Consider the following 15,982-nt stretch of genomic DNA (forward strand, 5'->3'; position numbering starts at 1 on the left):
TCGCCTTTTATAGGCCATGTGCTCCTGTTGAGAGTGCGACCGGAAAGTTCTGAGCCCGGTCTTTTTTCCCGGACTATGTGCGTTTTTGCTCGCATTTCCGCCTGTTTACGAGGCCGGCGGAAGCGTTGGGATTGTGGGGCGGTTGGGACGATAGGGACAATTGTCGGGCTTGAATAAATTGTCTGTTAATACTATATTTAGTGTTTGCAGGTAGGTTCGACGCTAGATAGTGTGAATTTCCCTCGATCGAGGGAATCGGAAAAAATCAGTTTTGAGGGACCCGCGGGTTCGTCGGCGCGTTGGACAGATACTTCGCAAGGAGTTTGACCAGCAGGGCCGGCGGAGACCGCGAAAATGGAGAGCCGGTCGTTTCGAACGCCCGGCAGACGGCGGACATGCGCGTTTCGCATCGGGGGCAGAAATCCCTTGGGAAAAGCGCTATATATAGACAAAAGGGACCGGACCAATGCGCATCGAGCGTCGTTTCACCAAGCCAGGACAATCTGCCTATGCGGAGATCGAATTCCGCAAGGCGCTTTCGGAGATCAAGAATCCGGATGGTTCGGTGGTGTTCCGCTTGGACAATATCGACGTGCCGGCGCAGTTCTCCCAGGTTGCAGCCGATATCCTGGCGCAGAAATATTTCCGCAAGGCCGGTGTCCCCGCACGCCTTAAGAAGATCGAGGAGAACGACGTCCCCTCCTTCCTGTGGCGCTCCGTCGCCGATGAGGCGGAACTGGCGAAGCTGCCGGAAGCCGAGCGCTACGGTTCCGAGATCGACGCCCGCCAGGTCTTCGACCGGCTTGCCGGCACCTGGACTTACTGGGGCTGGAAAGGCGGCTACTTCAAGGGGTCGGAGGAAGACGCGCGCGCCTTCCGCGACGAGCTTGCCTACATGCTGGCCACCCAGCGCGTCGCGCCGAACTCGCCGCAATGGTTCAACACCGGCCTGCACTGGGCCTATGGCATTGACGGCCCGAGCCAGGGCCACTTCTATGTCGACCCGTTCACCGGCAAGCTGACCAAGTCGAAATCCTCCTACGAGCATCCGCAGCCGCATGCCTGCTTCATCCAGGGCGTACAGGACGACCTCGTCAACGAGGGCGGCATCATGGACCTGTGGGTGCGTGAAGCGCGCCTGTTCAAATACGGCTCCGGCACCGGCTCCAACTTCTCGCTGCTGCGCGGCGAAGGCGAAAAACTGTCCGGCGGCGGCCGCTCGTCGGGCCTGATGAGCTTCCTCAAGATCGGCGACCGTGCGGCGGGTGCCATCAAGTCGGGCGGCACCACGCGCCGCGCCGCCAAAATGGTCATCGTCGACGCCGACCACCCCGATATCGAGGAATTCATCGACTGGAAGGTCAATGAAGAGCAGAAGGTCGCCTCGCTGGTGACCGGCTCGAAGATCGTCAAGAAGCATCTCGAAGCGATCATGAAGGCCTGCGTCAACTGCGAAGGCAATGGCGACGACTGCTTCGACCCGTCGATCAACTCCGCGCTGAAGCGCGAGATCAAGGCGGCCAAGAAGTCGGCCGTGCCGGAGAACTACATCTACCGCGTCATCCAGTTCGCCAAGCAGGGCTATAGCTCGATGTCGTTCAAGACCTACGACACCGACTGGGATTCGGATGCCTACCTCACGGTTTCGGGCCAGAACTCCAACAATTCGGTGTCGCTGAAGGACAATTTCCTGCGCGCCGTCGAGGACGATGCCGACTGGCACCTGACCGCCCGCAAGGACGGCAAGGTGTTGAAGACGCTGAAGGCCAGGGATCTCTGGGAAAAGATCGGTTACGCCGCCTGGGCGTCGGCCGATCCGGGCCTGCATTTCAACACCACGATGAACGACTGGCACACCTGCGCATCGGCCGGTGCGATCCGGGCGTCGAACCCGTGCTCGGAGTACATGTTCCTCGACGACACGGCCTGCAACCTCGCCTCGATCAATCTGCTGCCCTACCGCAACGCTGACGGCACGATCGACATCGCAGCCTACGAGCACACGGTGCGGCTGTGGACCATCGTTCTCGAAATCTCGGTCATGATGGCGCAGTTCCCGTCGAAGGAGATCGCCAAGCAGTCCTACGAATACCGCACGCTCGGCCTCGGCTATGCCAATATCGGCGGCCTGCTGATGACGTCGGGCATTCCCTACGACTCCGATGAAGGCCGCGCGATCTGCGCCGCACTCACCGCGATCATGACCGGCATGGCCTATGCCACCTCGGCCGAGATGGCCGGCGAGCTCGGCGCCTTCGCCGACTACGACCGCAATGCGCAGAACATGCTGCGCGTCATGCGCAACCATCGCCGTGCCGCCTATGGCGAGAAGCAGGGCTACGAGAAGCTCGCCGTCAATCCGGTGCCGCTGGTCGCTTCCGACCTGAAGCAGCAGGACCTTGCTACCCACGCTAAGGCCGCCTGGGACCGCGCCATCGAACTCGGCGAGGAGCATGGCTACCGCAACGCGCAGGCGACCGTGATTGCGCCGACCGGCACGATCGGCCTGGTCATGGATTGCGACACCACCGGCATCGAGCCCGACTTCGCGCTGGTGAAGTTCAAGAAGCTCGCCGGCGGCGGCTATTTCAAGATCATCAACCGCGCCGTGCCGGAAGCGCTGCGCACGCTTGGCTACTCCGAAGCCCAGATCGCCGAGATGGAGGCCTATGCGGTCGGCCACGGCAACCTCAACCAGGCGCCCGCCATCAACCCCGGCGCGCTCAAGGCCATGGGCTTCACCGACGACAAGATCGCGGCGCTCAATGCGGCGCTGAAATCGGCCTTCGACATCAAGTTCGTCTTCAACCAGTGGACGCTCGGCGGCGACTGGGTGAAGGAGAATTTCGGCTTCACCGACGAGCAGCTCAACGATTTCTCGTTCGAGATCCTGCCGGCGCTCGGCTTCTCCCGCAAAGACATCGAGGCCGCCAACATTCATGTCTGCGGTGCGATGACACTGGAAGGCGCGCCGTTCCTCAAGGCCGAACATCTGGCGGTGTTCGACTGCGCCAGCCCGTGCGGCAAGATCGGCAAGCGTTCGCTGTCGATCAACAGCCACATCCAGATGATGGCGGCTGCACAGCCCTTCATTTCCGGCGCCATCTCCAAGACCATCAACATGCCCAACGATGCGACGGTGGAAGACGCCAAGGGCGCCTACATGCTGTCGTGGAAGCTGGCGCTGAAGGCCAACGCGCTCTACCGCGACGGCTCGAAGCTGTCGCAGCCGCTCAACTCGTCACTGCTCGCCGATGGCGAGGACGACGAGGATGAAGCCGTCGAGCAGCTGCTCGCCGCACCTGCGGCAGCACGTGCCGCACAGATCACCGAGCGGATCGTCGAGCGCATCATCGAGCGCGTGTCGCGCGAGCAGGAAAAGCTGCCCGGCCGCCGCAAGGGTTACACGCAGAAGGCCAAGATCGGTGGCAACACCATCTTCCTGCGCACCGGCGAATATGACGATGGCCGTCTCGGCGAGATCTTCATCGACATGAACAAGGAAGGCGCGACCTTGCGTGGCCTTCTCAACAATTTCGCCATCGCAATCTCGCTGGGCCTGCAATATGGCGTGCCACTCGACGAATATGTGCACGCCTTCACCTTCACCAAGTTCGAGCCGGCCGGCATGGTGCAGGGCAACGATGCCATCAAGAGCGCGACGTCGATCCTCGACTACGTGTTCCGCGAACTGGCGATCTCCTATCTCGGCCGCAACGATCTCGCTCATGTCGACCAGTCGGACTTTTCCAACACCGCGCTCGGCCGTGGCATCAGCGAAGGCAAGACTGATGCGGTTTCCAAGGGCCTGACCCGTGGCGCCTCGCCGGTGAAGCTGGTGTCGCGCGTCAGCGGCAATGATCCGAAAGGCTTTGCGGCCCCCTCGGGCGCCCCTGCCCGCTCGGTGCCGACCGCCTTCTCCGGCTCCAACGTGCTGGCGCTGAAACCTGCTAGCGACGAAGCGGTCGCCTACAAGCGCGACTATGAGGAGCGGGCAAAGGAACTGGCCGAGGACATCGCCTTCGAGGAAGCCGCTGCTTCCGATGCCACGGCAGGCTTGTTCACCGACGCCGCGGCCGTTGAGGCGGCCGAAGCCAAGAAACTCGCCAACGACCGCCGCGCCAAGTCCCTGCTCCAGGGCTACACCGGCAATTCCTGCTCCGAGTGCCAGAACTTTACGATGGTGCGGAACGGGACTTGCGAGAAGTGCGACACGTGCGGTTCGACGAGCGGGTGCAGCTGAGCATATTCTGAGGCGCTAAAACGCAACATCATCGGCCCGGTCGCAAGATCGGGCTGATTTATTTAAACCGTCAAAAAAGTGATTCTTGGATTTCGTTCTCAACCCCATGATCGAACCGGATCACACCATTGATAAGCCATTGCGGATAGGCTTTGTGGGTCCCCATCGCGAGAACAAAACCTTTCTTCGAATACTCGACTCCAAATCTTTCCGTCATTTTTCGCAACGTTTCCGTTTCGCCATAAAGCCGTTGCCATTTGAGAAAAGTCGCCTCTATCTCCCAATCCTGACAAGTTCCTTCACGTGACCCATCTGCCGTTTCGTATTTATACTTGAAGAGAAATGGAGCTGGTTCATACGGAACTAAGCTCTTGTCCAGAAACCCAAACAGGCTATTGGCCTCCTGATCGTGCCACTTACGAAATCGCGCTTTCTCGTCCTCAAACGTAGCGCGATCTTTTCTTTCAACCACAAACTCAGCGTTCAGTGGTCGAATGAGTGCCAAACTTCGACCTCGTTCTAGTTCGGTATTAAGACTGAAAACAACATGCCGAGCTAAGAATTGGGCTCGTGATTTTTCAGACAAACTGCCCGTTATTACGAGAGAACGATGCTCCAGCCTTCGGCTCTCGCTTCTGTGGTCGCCTTTAGGAAGGCTCCAGCCATACTCTATAGTATCCCATCTACCAAACTTTTGGGCATCTTCTAGAGTCCGAAAAGCTACTGGGTATAGCCGAATCCAGTTACCGTTGAAATCTAACCCTGCACAACAGACCAGCTCCCCGTGAGTTTCTCCAACGCGCGGCGCCGCCTTTACCAAAATCACCGCCGAGTCGCGCTGAGATAGAGATGCCAATCACGCAGCCTTTAGACAAAAGCCTTTCGGTACGCCAAGATTTTTAATTGAACTCTTTCTGATTTTCAATATCTCTTCACAAACAATAGAGCGATGGCAGTCTTTGTGATCCCTTTCAAAACACATCAAGCAGATGTTTTTTGTTTCCGCCTGCAATGCCAAATCACGGATTAATTTTCCAGCTTCCTCATTCGCGATATGGCTTCTGAAAATTCGCTCGAACCGCTGACGATCGCCGCTTCGGGCAGCCAGCCGACCCTCTCTGGGATCACCAAGAATTTTTGTGTGCCGATAGTCGATCGCATAATTTTCGAGATGGTTCCTAAGCGAGTTTTTGGAGAATCCGGGCTTTCTTGACAGGGGTAAATCTCTCACATCGACAAGCAATTCAACCTTTGCTGCCTTCAGTACGGATACGAAGTCGCCAATTTCAGAACCTTCGTAGCCAATTGTCAGTAGCGCCATGGGACATCTCATTTTCTGTTACCACGGTCATAGGCCATCAAACTTGTCCGAAGCGTGACGCACGATCAATCACTAGATCGCACATTAGTGACGCCGTGCGATCGCGGTTGGCTTCGGCCGACTCCTAGCCCGCCGGCAACACCCGCAGCGTCTGCTCGTCAAACAACGGCTCATCCTGCCCGATGCGGACGAACAGCAGCTTCCGCCCCTCACCCGTGGGCACCTCGAAATACTGGATGCCGTCAGGCATTTCGCCCCAGTCGCCGCACGGCGGCTCCGGGATCTCATCGGGGCTTGCTACCGCTTTCAGTTCTTTCGCGTAGGCGGCGTCGGGGCTGAATGTGTAGCGTTTGACGGCGGCAGGCGCGGCGCCCTCGGTCTAAGGCGTCGAATTCAATAACTTGTTTGCATCTGGCCATGCCTTCGGCTTGCCCAGCTCAAAGTCTCTCGCCATGCCATCTCAGATGGTCGTCCATGAAGCTGGAGATGAAAAGATACGAGTGATCATATCCATCCTGCATCCGCAATTTTAGCGGAATACCCGCTTTGGCGCAGGCCGCCTCAAGCAGCCAGGGCCTCAGCCCGTCGTCAAGAAATCCATCCGACGTTCCCTGATCCACCAGAAATTCGGGGAAACGGTATCCGTCGTCGATGAGCGACGTCGCGTCACAGGCTCGCCACGAGGCCTCATCCTTGCCGAGATACTTCTCAAAGGCCGGTCTCGACCAGCCGGCGGTGCTTGGCTGGGCGATCGGGGCGAACGCCGAGCAGCTCTTGAAACGTTGCGGATTCTTCAAGGCAATCGTCAGCGCGCCATGCCCGCCCATCGAATGGCCAAAGATTGCCTGGCGCGCCATATCGGCTGGAAATTCAGCCGCGATGAGGGCCGGCAACTCCTCGGTGACATAGGAATACATGCGATAATTCTTCGCATAAGGCTCTTGCGTCGCATCGAGATAGAAGCCGGCGCCGGAGCCGAACTGCCAGTTGTCTTTTTCATCCGGAATGTCGGCCCCACGCGGGCTGGTGTCGGGACAGACGACGATCAGGCCAAGCTCGGCGGCCATGCGCCTGTACTCGCCCTTGTCCATTACATTGGCGTGGGTGCACGTCAGGCCTGAGAGATACCACACAATTGGACAAGGCGCCTCCCGCGCCTGCGGAGGTATGAAAACGGCAAAAGTCATGTCGCAACGGCAACTCGTCGACAAATGGGAATAGACGCCCTGCACGCCGCCATGGGCTTTCGTTTGAGAGATGATTTTCATGTGTTCTCCACGTTGCGGGTCGGATGACGGTCGCCCCCTACTGCCAACCAGCGGCAGCACTTGCGTCCTGCCATCCTATGGTTCTTGTGTCGACGGATCTCAGCGCGGAAAAAGAACCTCGCCCATTCCGAGCACTGCATTGTCCCCGCCATATTTGTGCGGTGCGCTCCCCAGAAGCGGCCGTTTCAAAATGCCCTCGGCGATCAGATGACGATCGATGATGGCGGCGAAAACGCTCTCGGGTGCGCCACATTCGACGAAGCTCGGCGACATGCGTGCCGGCGTGCGATCGAGAAGGATCGAACCGCGACGCATCAAATAACCGGGCATCTCGCCGGTGCCACCGGCCACCACCAGCGTGCCGGCGATCATGCGGCTGCCGGCAAGGTCGCCGGAGCCTTTCAGCACCGCGATCAGGCCGCGCCGCATGCGGTCCGCCGCGAAGGCGCCCGCCTTGCCCCTGACAATCAACACACCGCCGTTCATGCCGGCCAGTTCCCCCACGAGCGGCGCACCGAGGTGGTCGCCGGCATTGCCCGTTATCTCAAGCCTGCCGCCGCGCATGCCGGAGCCGGCGTATGGACCCGCATTGCCTTCGATCGTGAGCTTGCCACCGCGCATGGCGCGCCCGGCCTGGGCGCCGGCATTGCCAACGAGGCGAACCGACCCGGTCCGCATGCCTTGCGCCACAAGGTCAAGGCGCGCGCTTCCACCTTCGAACACGATGCTTGTCGGATCGCTGCCGGCGACGCGAAAAATGTCGCCCACCTTCGATCCGTGCTTCGACATGCCGATCTGGATTCCTTCGACGTCGCGCCTTTCGATCCCGGCCAGCCGCTCCGGCGTCAGCGGCGACAGGTCAAGGCGCTCCGGCGGCTCTGTAACCAGGGTGAAGGTCAGCCCCTTCATGGCAGCATATCCTTCAGCGAGTAGATGAATTTTCCGAGCTTGCCGCCGTAATTGCCGGCGCTGATGCGAACCGCGCCTCTTTTCGGTCCGAGCTCTATGACAGCCTTGATGCCGGCCTTCATCGCGGCGGCAACTGCATCATTGGTTTCACCATCGATGACGATTTCCAGGACGGCGTTGATGTCGGGACCGAGTTCACTCGCGACGACGCCGCGCAACGTCGGCGCATAGGCTTCGTTGGCCGAGGCGATCATCCCTTTGTATTTGCCACCTATCTTGGAACCCGAACGGGCGATGCCGCCCGGAAACGGCACGATGGCGCCAGGCGCCATGCCGATCGCACCGACCGCGGCCTCGGCAGCGGCCAAAGCGTTGGCGCTGCTTTGCGCCATGACAAAGAAATTGCCGCCACCGACAGCTTCCTTCGTCAGTCCGGTCGTTGCTTCGCACAGGAACTCGCCATCCATGACGGGAATACGCCAGAAATGCCTGTCGCCGATCTTCTTGGAGATTTGCCAGCCGTCGCCGAAATAACGCAGCGCCGAACCGAGCTTGAGCTCGGCGCTGCCCTGCAGCCCGGCAAAGCAGGCGGAACCCGGCGAGGTCAAAACGCACTGGCCGACACGATTGAGCAGTTGTTTCTGCAATTCGTCCGTTCCCATCGCGAAAATCATGACGCGGCAGCCCGGCCGGCCATCCGGTGTGGCCGACGGCGGCAGGTCGAGATCGATTGCCGCTTCGCAGCCGCAACCGATCACCGAGGTGGCGAAGCCGGTCATCGTGATCGCCGCCTGGCGAGCCCATTTCCGGCTCGGCGCGGTGATGACGATGGCGGTTGCGCGCATGCCGAAGGCTTCCGCGAAGGTATCGTCGATCGTCACCCCATTGACGCTCATGTTCGGCATGGCACCTCGCCGAATGGCTGTTCGCGCGCAATCGCGGAATCCGGAAAATTGAACCAGTCCAGCGACAGGCCGTAGCGCTGCTGGTGATAGTCCTCGAGCCGTCGCACCATTGCCTTGTCGACAGGCGGCTTGAGCCTCAATGCCTTGCCCCAGCGGTAATGGATGATTTCCCCGTCTTGCACGACGAGATCGCCATCCTTGAAAACATACGCCGCCTGTCCGAGCATTTTCGCGATATCGCGGTCCCTGCGATAGACAGCGATGTCGGCTATTGCACCGGCGCCGAGATGGCCTCGATCCGTCAAGCCGAGCAGCTTGGCCGGCGCCGCGCGCGTCATGATGGCGATTTCCTCGAACGTGTATTCGCGGTCGATTGCGGCCAGGGTAGAGAGCGCCAGGGCGGATCGTGAAAGTCCAGCGGTCATTTCGGCGCGCGCTTCCCGGCTCATCAGCAGTTCGAACAGCGCCGGATAAGCGGTAAAAGGTGCACCGTTGGGATGATCAGTGGTGAAGAACACACGCCAGGGATCGTCGATCAGGAGAAAAAGCTCAAGCCCGATCGCCCACTGCATCGTGCCGTAGAAGTCCTTGCCATAGCTGTAGGGCACGATGCCGCCGCCATTGCCGTCACCATCATGAATGACGGTCTTTTTCGGGTGCGCGCTGCCACGCGCCGAAAACTGCCGCATGACGTCGGAGGAGACCGTGACCGTCTGGCCGAACATGACCTGGCCGATATCGATGGTGACTTCCGGCGTCGCGTTGACCAGTTCGGCAAGCCGTGCGGCGGCGGAAGAAAACCCGCGTTTTCCTTCCGTGCCATAGCCATAGAACTGGAGGTGGGCGAGATGCAGCGGCAGCCCATCCGCCGCTGCAATCGTCGCAGCCGCCGTATCCGCCGATCCGGGGCTGCCCAGATTGTTGCAATGGACATGCAGGGGATGCGGCAGGCCAAGACTGTCGACGGCGGCCTGCAGCGTCTTGACGATCTTGCGCGAACTGACGCCATAGGAAGGCACGACATCGTCCAGCGAGAAGGTGCGGACGTTCTCCTTGAAGGCGGCCGCCGCACCGGCGTTGATCACCTTGACCCCAAGCGCTCGCGTCGAAGCGACCGTCCAGGCGACATAGTCCTCGATCATCGTTCGGGGGGCGTCGTCGCGGATCATCGACAACAGGAAATCGTCATTGCCGAGAATGGCGAGGGTTGCTTTGTCGATGATCGGGATGTCAGCCAGTTCGAGATGCGTGTGAAGCGCCGCTCCCGGCGACATCGCCGGCTCGACCACCGTCGTAAAGCCCATCTTTGCGTAGAGGCAGCCGGTCTGGAACGTCGACCAGCCGGCATTGGAGAGCGGCGTCATTGCTGGCCGCGGCTGATGGGCGGCGTGCTGTTCGGGCAAGAGCAGCCGCGCGGTGTTCACATTGCCGCCGCCAATGTGGGAGTGGATGTCGATGGCGCCAGCCATCACGATGCAGCCGCTGGCTTCGATGATCCGGTCGGCCGCCCCTCCCGCCGGCGCCGGAACGATCTTGTCGTCCTTGATCCAGAGGTCGCCTTTGCCGAGACGGCCGTTGACGGGATCGATGATGTCGCCGCCGGCGATTTTCGTCAGCATGGCAGTGCCTCGGCGAAAGCATGGGTAGCGATCAGGCGGATGATCGTCGCGGCGGAGGGCAATTGCGAGGCCGCTTGCGCATCGATCGACCTGAGCGAGCCCGTGCGGCTGGAGTAGACAACCGCATCGTGATCGACCCCAGCCTCGCCGATGGCGATGGTGACCGCGGCGCCGGCAACCGGCTCTTGCGTTTTCGTCAACGCAATCAGCGCGATGCGGCGCTTTTTTTCCTTCGGTTGAGCCGTTGTGGCGGAGATCCGCAGGTGCAGGTCGGCTTCGCCGGCAGCGATCATGCGCGCCACATCGCAGCGCCAGGGATCGAATTCCGGGAAGCCGCGCGCAAAGCCGGTGCGCAGTGGAAAACCTGTCATCCAGGCCGAGGCGAGCGTGCTTCCCCAGCCGTTTTCGTTCGCCGGCAGATGAAGGCCGGATGCGCGCGATTTGCGATTGAGATCGGCGATCAGTCCTTGCAGCATCTCCAATGCCAAGCCTTCGGCGGCGTGGCCTGAAAACAGGAACACGGGGAAATGCGCGGCCGCCAGAGCTTTGGCGAAATCATTGAAATTCGACACCGGTTGCGATGTACGCTGCCCTTTGTACTGTGCCCGCAGTGCCGCCAGCGTGGCGGCGAGGCTGGCTTGGCCACAGGAAAGTTGCGTTGCCTTGCGCCCGCCGTTCAGCGGCGGCACGGACATCCCGTTTGGACCTACCACGAAGAACGCGCGCTGGTTCCCGGTCGAGAGGTCGGGAACCGTCCCAGCGAGTTCGCCAACAAGACCATGATGGATCCGCGGGAGCTCGCCCACGATCACCACGACATCGGCACGCCGGCGCGTCTCACCGGGGGCGACGGTCATTGCCCCCTTGTCCGTAAAAAGCGCGGTCTCTCGGGCAAGTGCCGCGCCATCGGCATGGTCGTATGCCGCGCCAGCCCGCTCGGCCAGCGCGATCGCCACCCTGGTGCCGTCTATATCCGTATCAAAGCTGAAAACCGGGCACCGACTTGACGACAATAGCGACGCGGCATGCGCAGCCGCGTGCTCAATCAGCGCTTCCCGGTTGCCGATCCAAGCAACCGCCATTCGCTAAACTACTTTCTGGTGCCGGCCCGATCCTAGACGAAACTGGATTGGCCGTGAACCCCACCTTGCAGCGGATCAGCGAATGTTTTCATACGCGTCAACAAATTCCGACCCTGCTTAGTCATATTTGACGTAAGCGAAGCGTTGATCGGTCAGCGGAGTGCCTTCCAGCGCCCCGCCTTCCTTGGCCGGCTGCCACTGAACAACATCCTCGATCTTTTTCGCCAACTCGAAATCCTTGTCGGTAATGCCTTTCGCCGCGTGGTTCGTCAGGCGCACCTCGACCCAGGCATAGGAGGCGGTGATATCGGGATGGTGCCACGCCGCCTCGGCGAGATGGCCAACCGTGTTGATGACCATGAGCGTCGATTTCCAGCTGTGGGTCTTGTATTTGCGCCGGATCCAGCCGTTTTCGTAACGCCATTTCGGCAGCTCCTTCTCAAGCCGATCGGCGATCTCGGCTTCCGAATAGACCTTTTCCTTGACTGTCTCGTTCATCTCGACCTCCGCGAATTGCTCGGTCTGTCTATGCGCCGGAGCCGGCAAACACGTGATGCATTCTCTTTGGCTTGCCCCATCGACGAAAACAGTTATCATGGTACCGGGCACCTAAACTTCCATGATGCATCCATGATGCACCCATCGGGGGGCAGATGTCGAATTCTGTTACCATACGAGTGCCCGCTCGCCTGCACCTTGGCTTCCTTGATCTCAATGGCGATGCCGGACGGCGGTTCGGCAGCGTCGGGCTTCCATTGAGCGAACCCGAAACCGTCGTCACCCTGTCGCGGTCCGGCGAGACCATCGTCGAAGACTCCGAGAGCACCCGCGCCAGCGAGCATCTGTCGACGCTCTGCAAGCATCTCGGCATTCGCGGCCAGCACCATCTGGTGGTCGAGCAGTCGATCCCCAGTCATGCGGGTCTGGGGTCCGGCACGCAGATCGCCCTTGCCGTCGCCTCGGCATTGCGCACTCTCCATAATTTGCCTCTGGATATCGTCGGCGACGCCAGCCTGCTCGAGCGGGGCGGCCGATCCGGCATCGGCATCGCAAGTTTCGAAGACGGCGGCGTCATAGTCGACGCCGGCAAGAACGACCGCGGCGGAACGCCTCCGGTCGTCGCGCGGCTGCCGTTTCCGGAAGAGTGGCGCGTCATCCTCATCCTCGACCATTCCGGGCATGGACTGCATGGCGCTGCCGAGGTCGCGGCGTTTCGTTCGCTGCCGCCATTCCCAACGGCAGGCAGCGGGGAGATCTGCCGGAGGGTGCTGATGGGCATTATGCCGGCTCTGGTCGAGCGGGACCTTCCGGCATTCGGCGCCGCCGTCACCGCGATACAGATGCTGATCGGCAGCCATTTCGCCCCGGCGCAGGGCGGCGTGTTCACCTCGAAGGGGGTCGAGATGGCGGCCCACCGTCTCAATGAAGCAGGCGCCGTCGGCATCGGCCAGAGTTCCTGGGGGCCGACAGGCTTTGCCTTCGCGCCATCGCATGACGCCGCACTCAAGTTCGTCGACGCGGTTCGGAAGACGAAAGTTGGAGACGGCCTTGAGATCAAGATCGTCAAGGGCAGGAACTCCGGCGCGAAGATCAGCTCAACCAGGCTGAATCTCGTCGGCAGCTGACGCTCCCGTTTCAGGCAGAAAGGCAAGAAATGGCCCGCAAACACATCCTGCACATGCTGACACCGTTGAAGCAGATGAGCCCCTTCGACGTGAATATGGCGCTCGACGCAGGTTTCGACGCCGTCGTCCCCTATGTCGATGTAAGCCTCGCCGAAGTGACAGGCCTGGTCCAGGACGCGATCTTTTCGCGCCCGCCGGATGCGGGTGTCGACACCGGCATCTTCATCGCCGGGAAGGATGCCTCGTTGGCGCTCGACATGTTCGACGCCGCGAAGAAGGCGATGGTGCCGCCTTTCCAGGTTTCGGTATTTGCCGATCCGGCCGGCTCGTTCACCACGGCCGCGGCGATGGTGGCCAAGGTCGAAAAGGCGCTGGAGAAGAAATTCCAGCGTGGGCTCAGGGATACGAGGGTGGCTGTTTTCGGCGCCACCGGCGTCGTCGGCTTCTGCACCGCCGTCATCGCGGCAGAGGAAGGTGCACGGGTCACACTTGTCGGCCATGACGGCATTGAAAGGGTCAAGCAGATCGCGGCCGAGATCGAAAGCAGATTCAACATCATCGTCGATGCCGCTGACGGATCGAGCGACGCCCGCAAGACAAAGCTGGCCGAGGCAAACGAAATTATCCTGGCTTGCGCTAAAGCCGGCGTCCAAGTGGTCTCCAAAGCCCAATTGAAAGGCAATGACCTGCTTATTGCGGCCGACGTCAATGCTGTTCCCCCGGCCGGCATCGAAGGATTGGCCGTCAATGCCAATGGTGATCCACTCGAAACGGCAAAAGCTGTCGGCATTGGTCCGCTTGCCATTGGCAATGTCAAATATAAGGTCGAATTCGGTCTCTTCAAAAGAATGATCGAATCCGAAAAGACGATCACGCTCGATTTTCAGGAAGCGTTTTCCCTTGCACGCGAGATTGCCAAGTAACGCCGGATCTCTTTTGATCGCGGCAATTTCAGGCCGGGCGCTGGCCGCCGCCGCGCGTCGCGCCGGTTATCGTCCGCTGGTCGCCGATTTCTTTTGCGATACGGACACCGTCGCGCTCGCAGAACGCGCGACGATATTGCCGGGCGACCTGCAGGGGGGCGTCGATGGCGAGCGCATCATTGACACGCTTCGGCGATTGGCTGGCGACGACCTCCCGGTCGCCATTATCCTGGGCTCTGGGTTTGAGCGGATGCCTGAGACCGTGGACAAGATCGCGCGACACTTTCCGCTCGCAGGCAATGGCGGCGGCGCGATCCGCAGGATCAAGGATCCGCAGTTGCTGGCTGATGATTGCACCGAACTCGGCATCCCGCATCCGCAATTGCGATGGGACCAGCCGCCTGATCCGGAGAACTGGGTGGTCAAGACCGCGGGCGGCGCCGGCGGCGGGCACGTCAGACGAGCAGCCGGAGAAAGCCCGACCGCCGGCCGCTATTTCCAGCGCTTCGTTGCCGGACGCAGCATCTCGGCCCTGTTCGTCGGCAACGGGCAAACCGCGCACATCGTGGGCTTCAGCCAACAGTGGACGTCCCCCTCCCCGACAGCGCCCTATCGCTATGGCGGCGCCGTGCGGTTGAGACGCTTCGATCGCAGACAGGCGGCGCTCATCGGCGGTTGGCTCTCAAGTCTGACGCGGCGCGCCGGCCTGGTTGGATTGTGCAGCGCCGATCTCATCCGCGGGCCGGATGGCTACAAGTTCATCGAGATCAATCCGAGGCCGGGCGCCACCCTCGACATTTTCGACGATGTCGAAGCGCCATTGATCGAAGCGCATCTGCGCGCCGCGACGGGTCAGGTCTTCCGCTTGCCGCGCTTCGTCGATTCGATGGCGTCGATGGTGACTTACGCCGCGACGCCAATCACTCACTTTCCGTCGATCGCCTGGCCTGAATGGACAGCGGACCAGCAGTCGGCTGGCACCCGTCTGATTGCCGGCGACCCTGTCTGCACGGTCTTCGCACGCGGTCCGAGCGTCCAATCGACCAAGCGGCTCATCAAGGGACAAGCCAGTCAATTGCAACTCCAATGGGAAGGAGACCGGACATGAAAGACGGTTCGGCATTCCTGAACGACAATGCACAGCGCATCGTTGACGGCATGATCGGCGACGCCGAACGCCTGCGTATCGTCGTCTCCACGGGGCCATTGGGCGAGCGCCTGATCGATGCCGGCGCCAAGACCGTCGGCAGCGTCGAAGCCGGGCTGCGCATGGCTGAGGCCGCGATGGGCGGTCTCGGCAGCGTTTCGGTGTTCATGGATCGCGCTTCACAGCAATGGCCGTTCACCGTCGAAGCGCGATCTTCGCAGCCGGTGCTAGCCTGCCTGGGCAGCCAGTATGCGGGCTGGAACCTGTCTGGCCAGGACTATTTCGCCATGGGATCTGGACCGGCGCGGGCACTCGCCCGGGTCGAACCGCTGTTCGAAACACTTTCCTATCGCGACATCGCATCGTCCGCGGTGCTTATCCTGGAGACGGCCGAACCGCCTCCCCGCGCGATCGTTGAGAAAGTGGGCAAGGCAACTGGACTGGCGACGGAAAAGCTCACCTTCCTCTATGCGCCGACACAAAGCCTTGCCGGCGGCGTGCAGATCGTTGCGCGCGCGCTCGAGGTTGCCCTGCACAAGATCAACGATCTCAAATTCCCGCTGGAGAACGTTGTCGATGGCATCGGAACGGCTCCGATCCCCGCCCCCCATCCGGATTTCCTGACCGCCATGGGCCGAACCAACGATGCCATCATCTATGGCGGCAGCGTCCAGCTCTTCGTGAAAGGATCGGCGAAAGAAGCTGGCAAACTCGCGGAAAAACTCCCAAGCAGCGCCTCACGGGACTACGGCCAACCCTTCGCCGAGATCTTCACGCGGTTCAAGGGCGATTTCTATGCCATCGACCCGCTGCTGTTCAGCCCGGCCGAAGTGATCGTGACAGCGATCGAAACCGGCGATACGTTTCGCGCCGGTGGGCGTGATCTGAAGATGCTCGAACGGAGTCTCGGCTAAGAGGATGGCGGTGCAAAGGGATTCGT

Annotated in this window: 14 protein-coding genes; 5 read left to right on the top strand and 9 right to left on the bottom strand. The window is 60.9% G+C overall.

The window, feature by feature from the left end; translation table 11 throughout:
- Positions 1-466: 466 nt before the first annotated feature.
- Positions 467-4,243 carry a vitamin B12-dependent ribonucleotide reductase gene (locus NKJ00_RS14890; protein WP_352630207.1) on the top strand — a complete coding sequence of 1,259 codons (3,777 nt, stop codon included), beginning with the start codon at positions 467-469 and terminating at the stop codon, positions 4,241-4,243.
- 70 nt (positions 4,244-4,313) lie between these two features.
- On the opposite strand, the gene NKJ00_RS14895 is transcribed toward NKJ00_RS14890, so the two are convergent.
- The 9 genes from NKJ00_RS14895 to NKJ00_RS14935 form a co-directional block, all read right to left on the bottom strand.
- Complete coding sequence (locus NKJ00_RS14895) at positions 4,314-5,099, bottom strand: DUF8758 domain-containing protein (RefSeq protein ID WP_352630209.1); 786 nt, start codon at positions 5,097-5,099, stop codon at positions 4,314-4,316.
- Positions 5,100-5,564 carry a DUF488 domain-containing protein gene (locus NKJ00_RS14900; protein WP_352630211.1) on the bottom strand — a complete coding sequence of 155 codons (465 nt, stop codon included), beginning with the start codon at positions 5,562-5,564 and terminating at the stop codon, positions 5,100-5,102.
- 124 nt (positions 5,565-5,688) lie between these two features.
- Entirely contained in the window at positions 5,689-5,814 is a 126-nt protein-coding gene (locus NKJ00_RS14905; protein ID WP_352630213.1) for a hypothetical protein, read from the bottom strand.
- Positions 5,815-6,001: 187 nt separating this feature from the next.
- Positions 6,002-6,832 carry an S-formylglutathione hydrolase gene (fghA, locus tag NKJ00_RS14910; RefSeq protein ID WP_352630215.1) on the bottom strand — a complete coding sequence of 277 codons (831 nt, stop codon included), beginning with the start codon at positions 6,830-6,832 and terminating at the stop codon, positions 6,002-6,004.
- 99 nt (positions 6,833-6,931) lie between these two features.
- A complete protein-coding gene (locus NKJ00_RS14915) occupies positions 6,932-7,741 on the bottom strand; it encodes a formylmethanofuran dehydrogenase subunit C (RefSeq protein ID WP_352630217.1) in 810 nt (269 codons plus the stop codon).
- Positions 7,738-8,646, bottom strand: coding sequence for a formylmethanofuran--tetrahydromethanopterin N-formyltransferase (gene fhcD, locus NKJ00_RS14920; protein ID WP_352630219.1), 909 nt, complete (start codon positions 8,644-8,646; stop codon positions 7,738-7,740). The genes NKJ00_RS14915 and fhcD overlap by 4 nt, the downstream gene beginning before the upstream one ends.
- A complete protein-coding gene (locus tag NKJ00_RS14925; protein ID WP_352552633.1) occupies positions 8,634-10,265 on the bottom strand; it encodes a formylmethanofuran dehydrogenase subunit A in 1,632 nt (543 codons plus the stop codon). Before NKJ00_RS14925 ends, fhcD begins: the two co-directional genes overlap by 13 nt.
- Positions 10,259-11,347 (bottom strand): tungsten formylmethanofuran dehydrogenase, encoded by a 1,089-nt coding sequence (locus tag NKJ00_RS14930; protein WP_352610626.1) that lies wholly within the window; start codon positions 11,345-11,347, stop codon positions 10,259-10,261. The genes NKJ00_RS14925 and NKJ00_RS14930 overlap by 7 nt, the downstream gene beginning before the upstream one ends.
- A 117-nt stretch (positions 11,348-11,464) precedes the next feature.
- Entirely contained in the window at positions 11,465-11,845 is a 381-nt protein-coding gene (locus NKJ00_RS14935; protein WP_013532029.1) for a 4a-hydroxytetrahydrobiopterin dehydratase, read from the bottom strand.
- Positions 11,846-12,000: 155 nt separating this feature from the next.
- On the opposite strand from NKJ00_RS14935, the gene NKJ00_RS14940 reads away from it, so the two are divergent.
- From NKJ00_RS14940 to mch, 4 genes are read left to right on the top strand one after another with little or no spacing between them, the layout of a single operon-like run.
- A complete protein-coding gene (locus tag NKJ00_RS14940) occupies positions 12,001-12,972 on the top strand; it encodes a beta-ribofuranosylaminobenzene 5'-phosphate synthase family protein (protein ID WP_128303333.1) in 972 nt (323 codons plus the stop codon).
- A 29-nt stretch (positions 12,973-13,001) separates the two neighbouring features.
- Positions 13,002-13,895 (top strand): NAD(P)-dependent methylenetetrahydromethanopterin dehydrogenase, encoded by an 894-nt coding sequence (locus tag NKJ00_RS14945; RefSeq protein ID WP_352610624.1) that lies wholly within the window; start codon positions 13,002-13,004, stop codon positions 13,893-13,895.
- Between the two features lie 13 nt (positions 13,896-13,908).
- Entirely contained in the window at positions 13,909-15,003 is a 1,095-nt protein-coding gene (locus NKJ00_RS14950; protein WP_352610622.1) for an ATP-grasp domain-containing protein, read from the top strand.
- Positions 15,000-15,956 (top strand): methenyltetrahydromethanopterin cyclohydrolase, encoded by a 957-nt coding sequence (mch, locus tag NKJ00_RS14955; RefSeq protein ID WP_352440197.1) that lies wholly within the window; start codon positions 15,000-15,002, stop codon positions 15,954-15,956. Before NKJ00_RS14950 ends, mch begins: the two co-directional genes overlap by 4 nt.
- The last annotated feature ends 26 nt before the right edge of the window (positions 15,957-15,982 follow it).

This window comes from Mesorhizobium sp. M0227, assembly GCF_040321855.1.
In the GTDB taxonomy this organism is placed as follows: Bacteria; Pseudomonadota; Alphaproteobacteria; order Rhizobiales; family Rhizobiaceae; genus Mesorhizobium.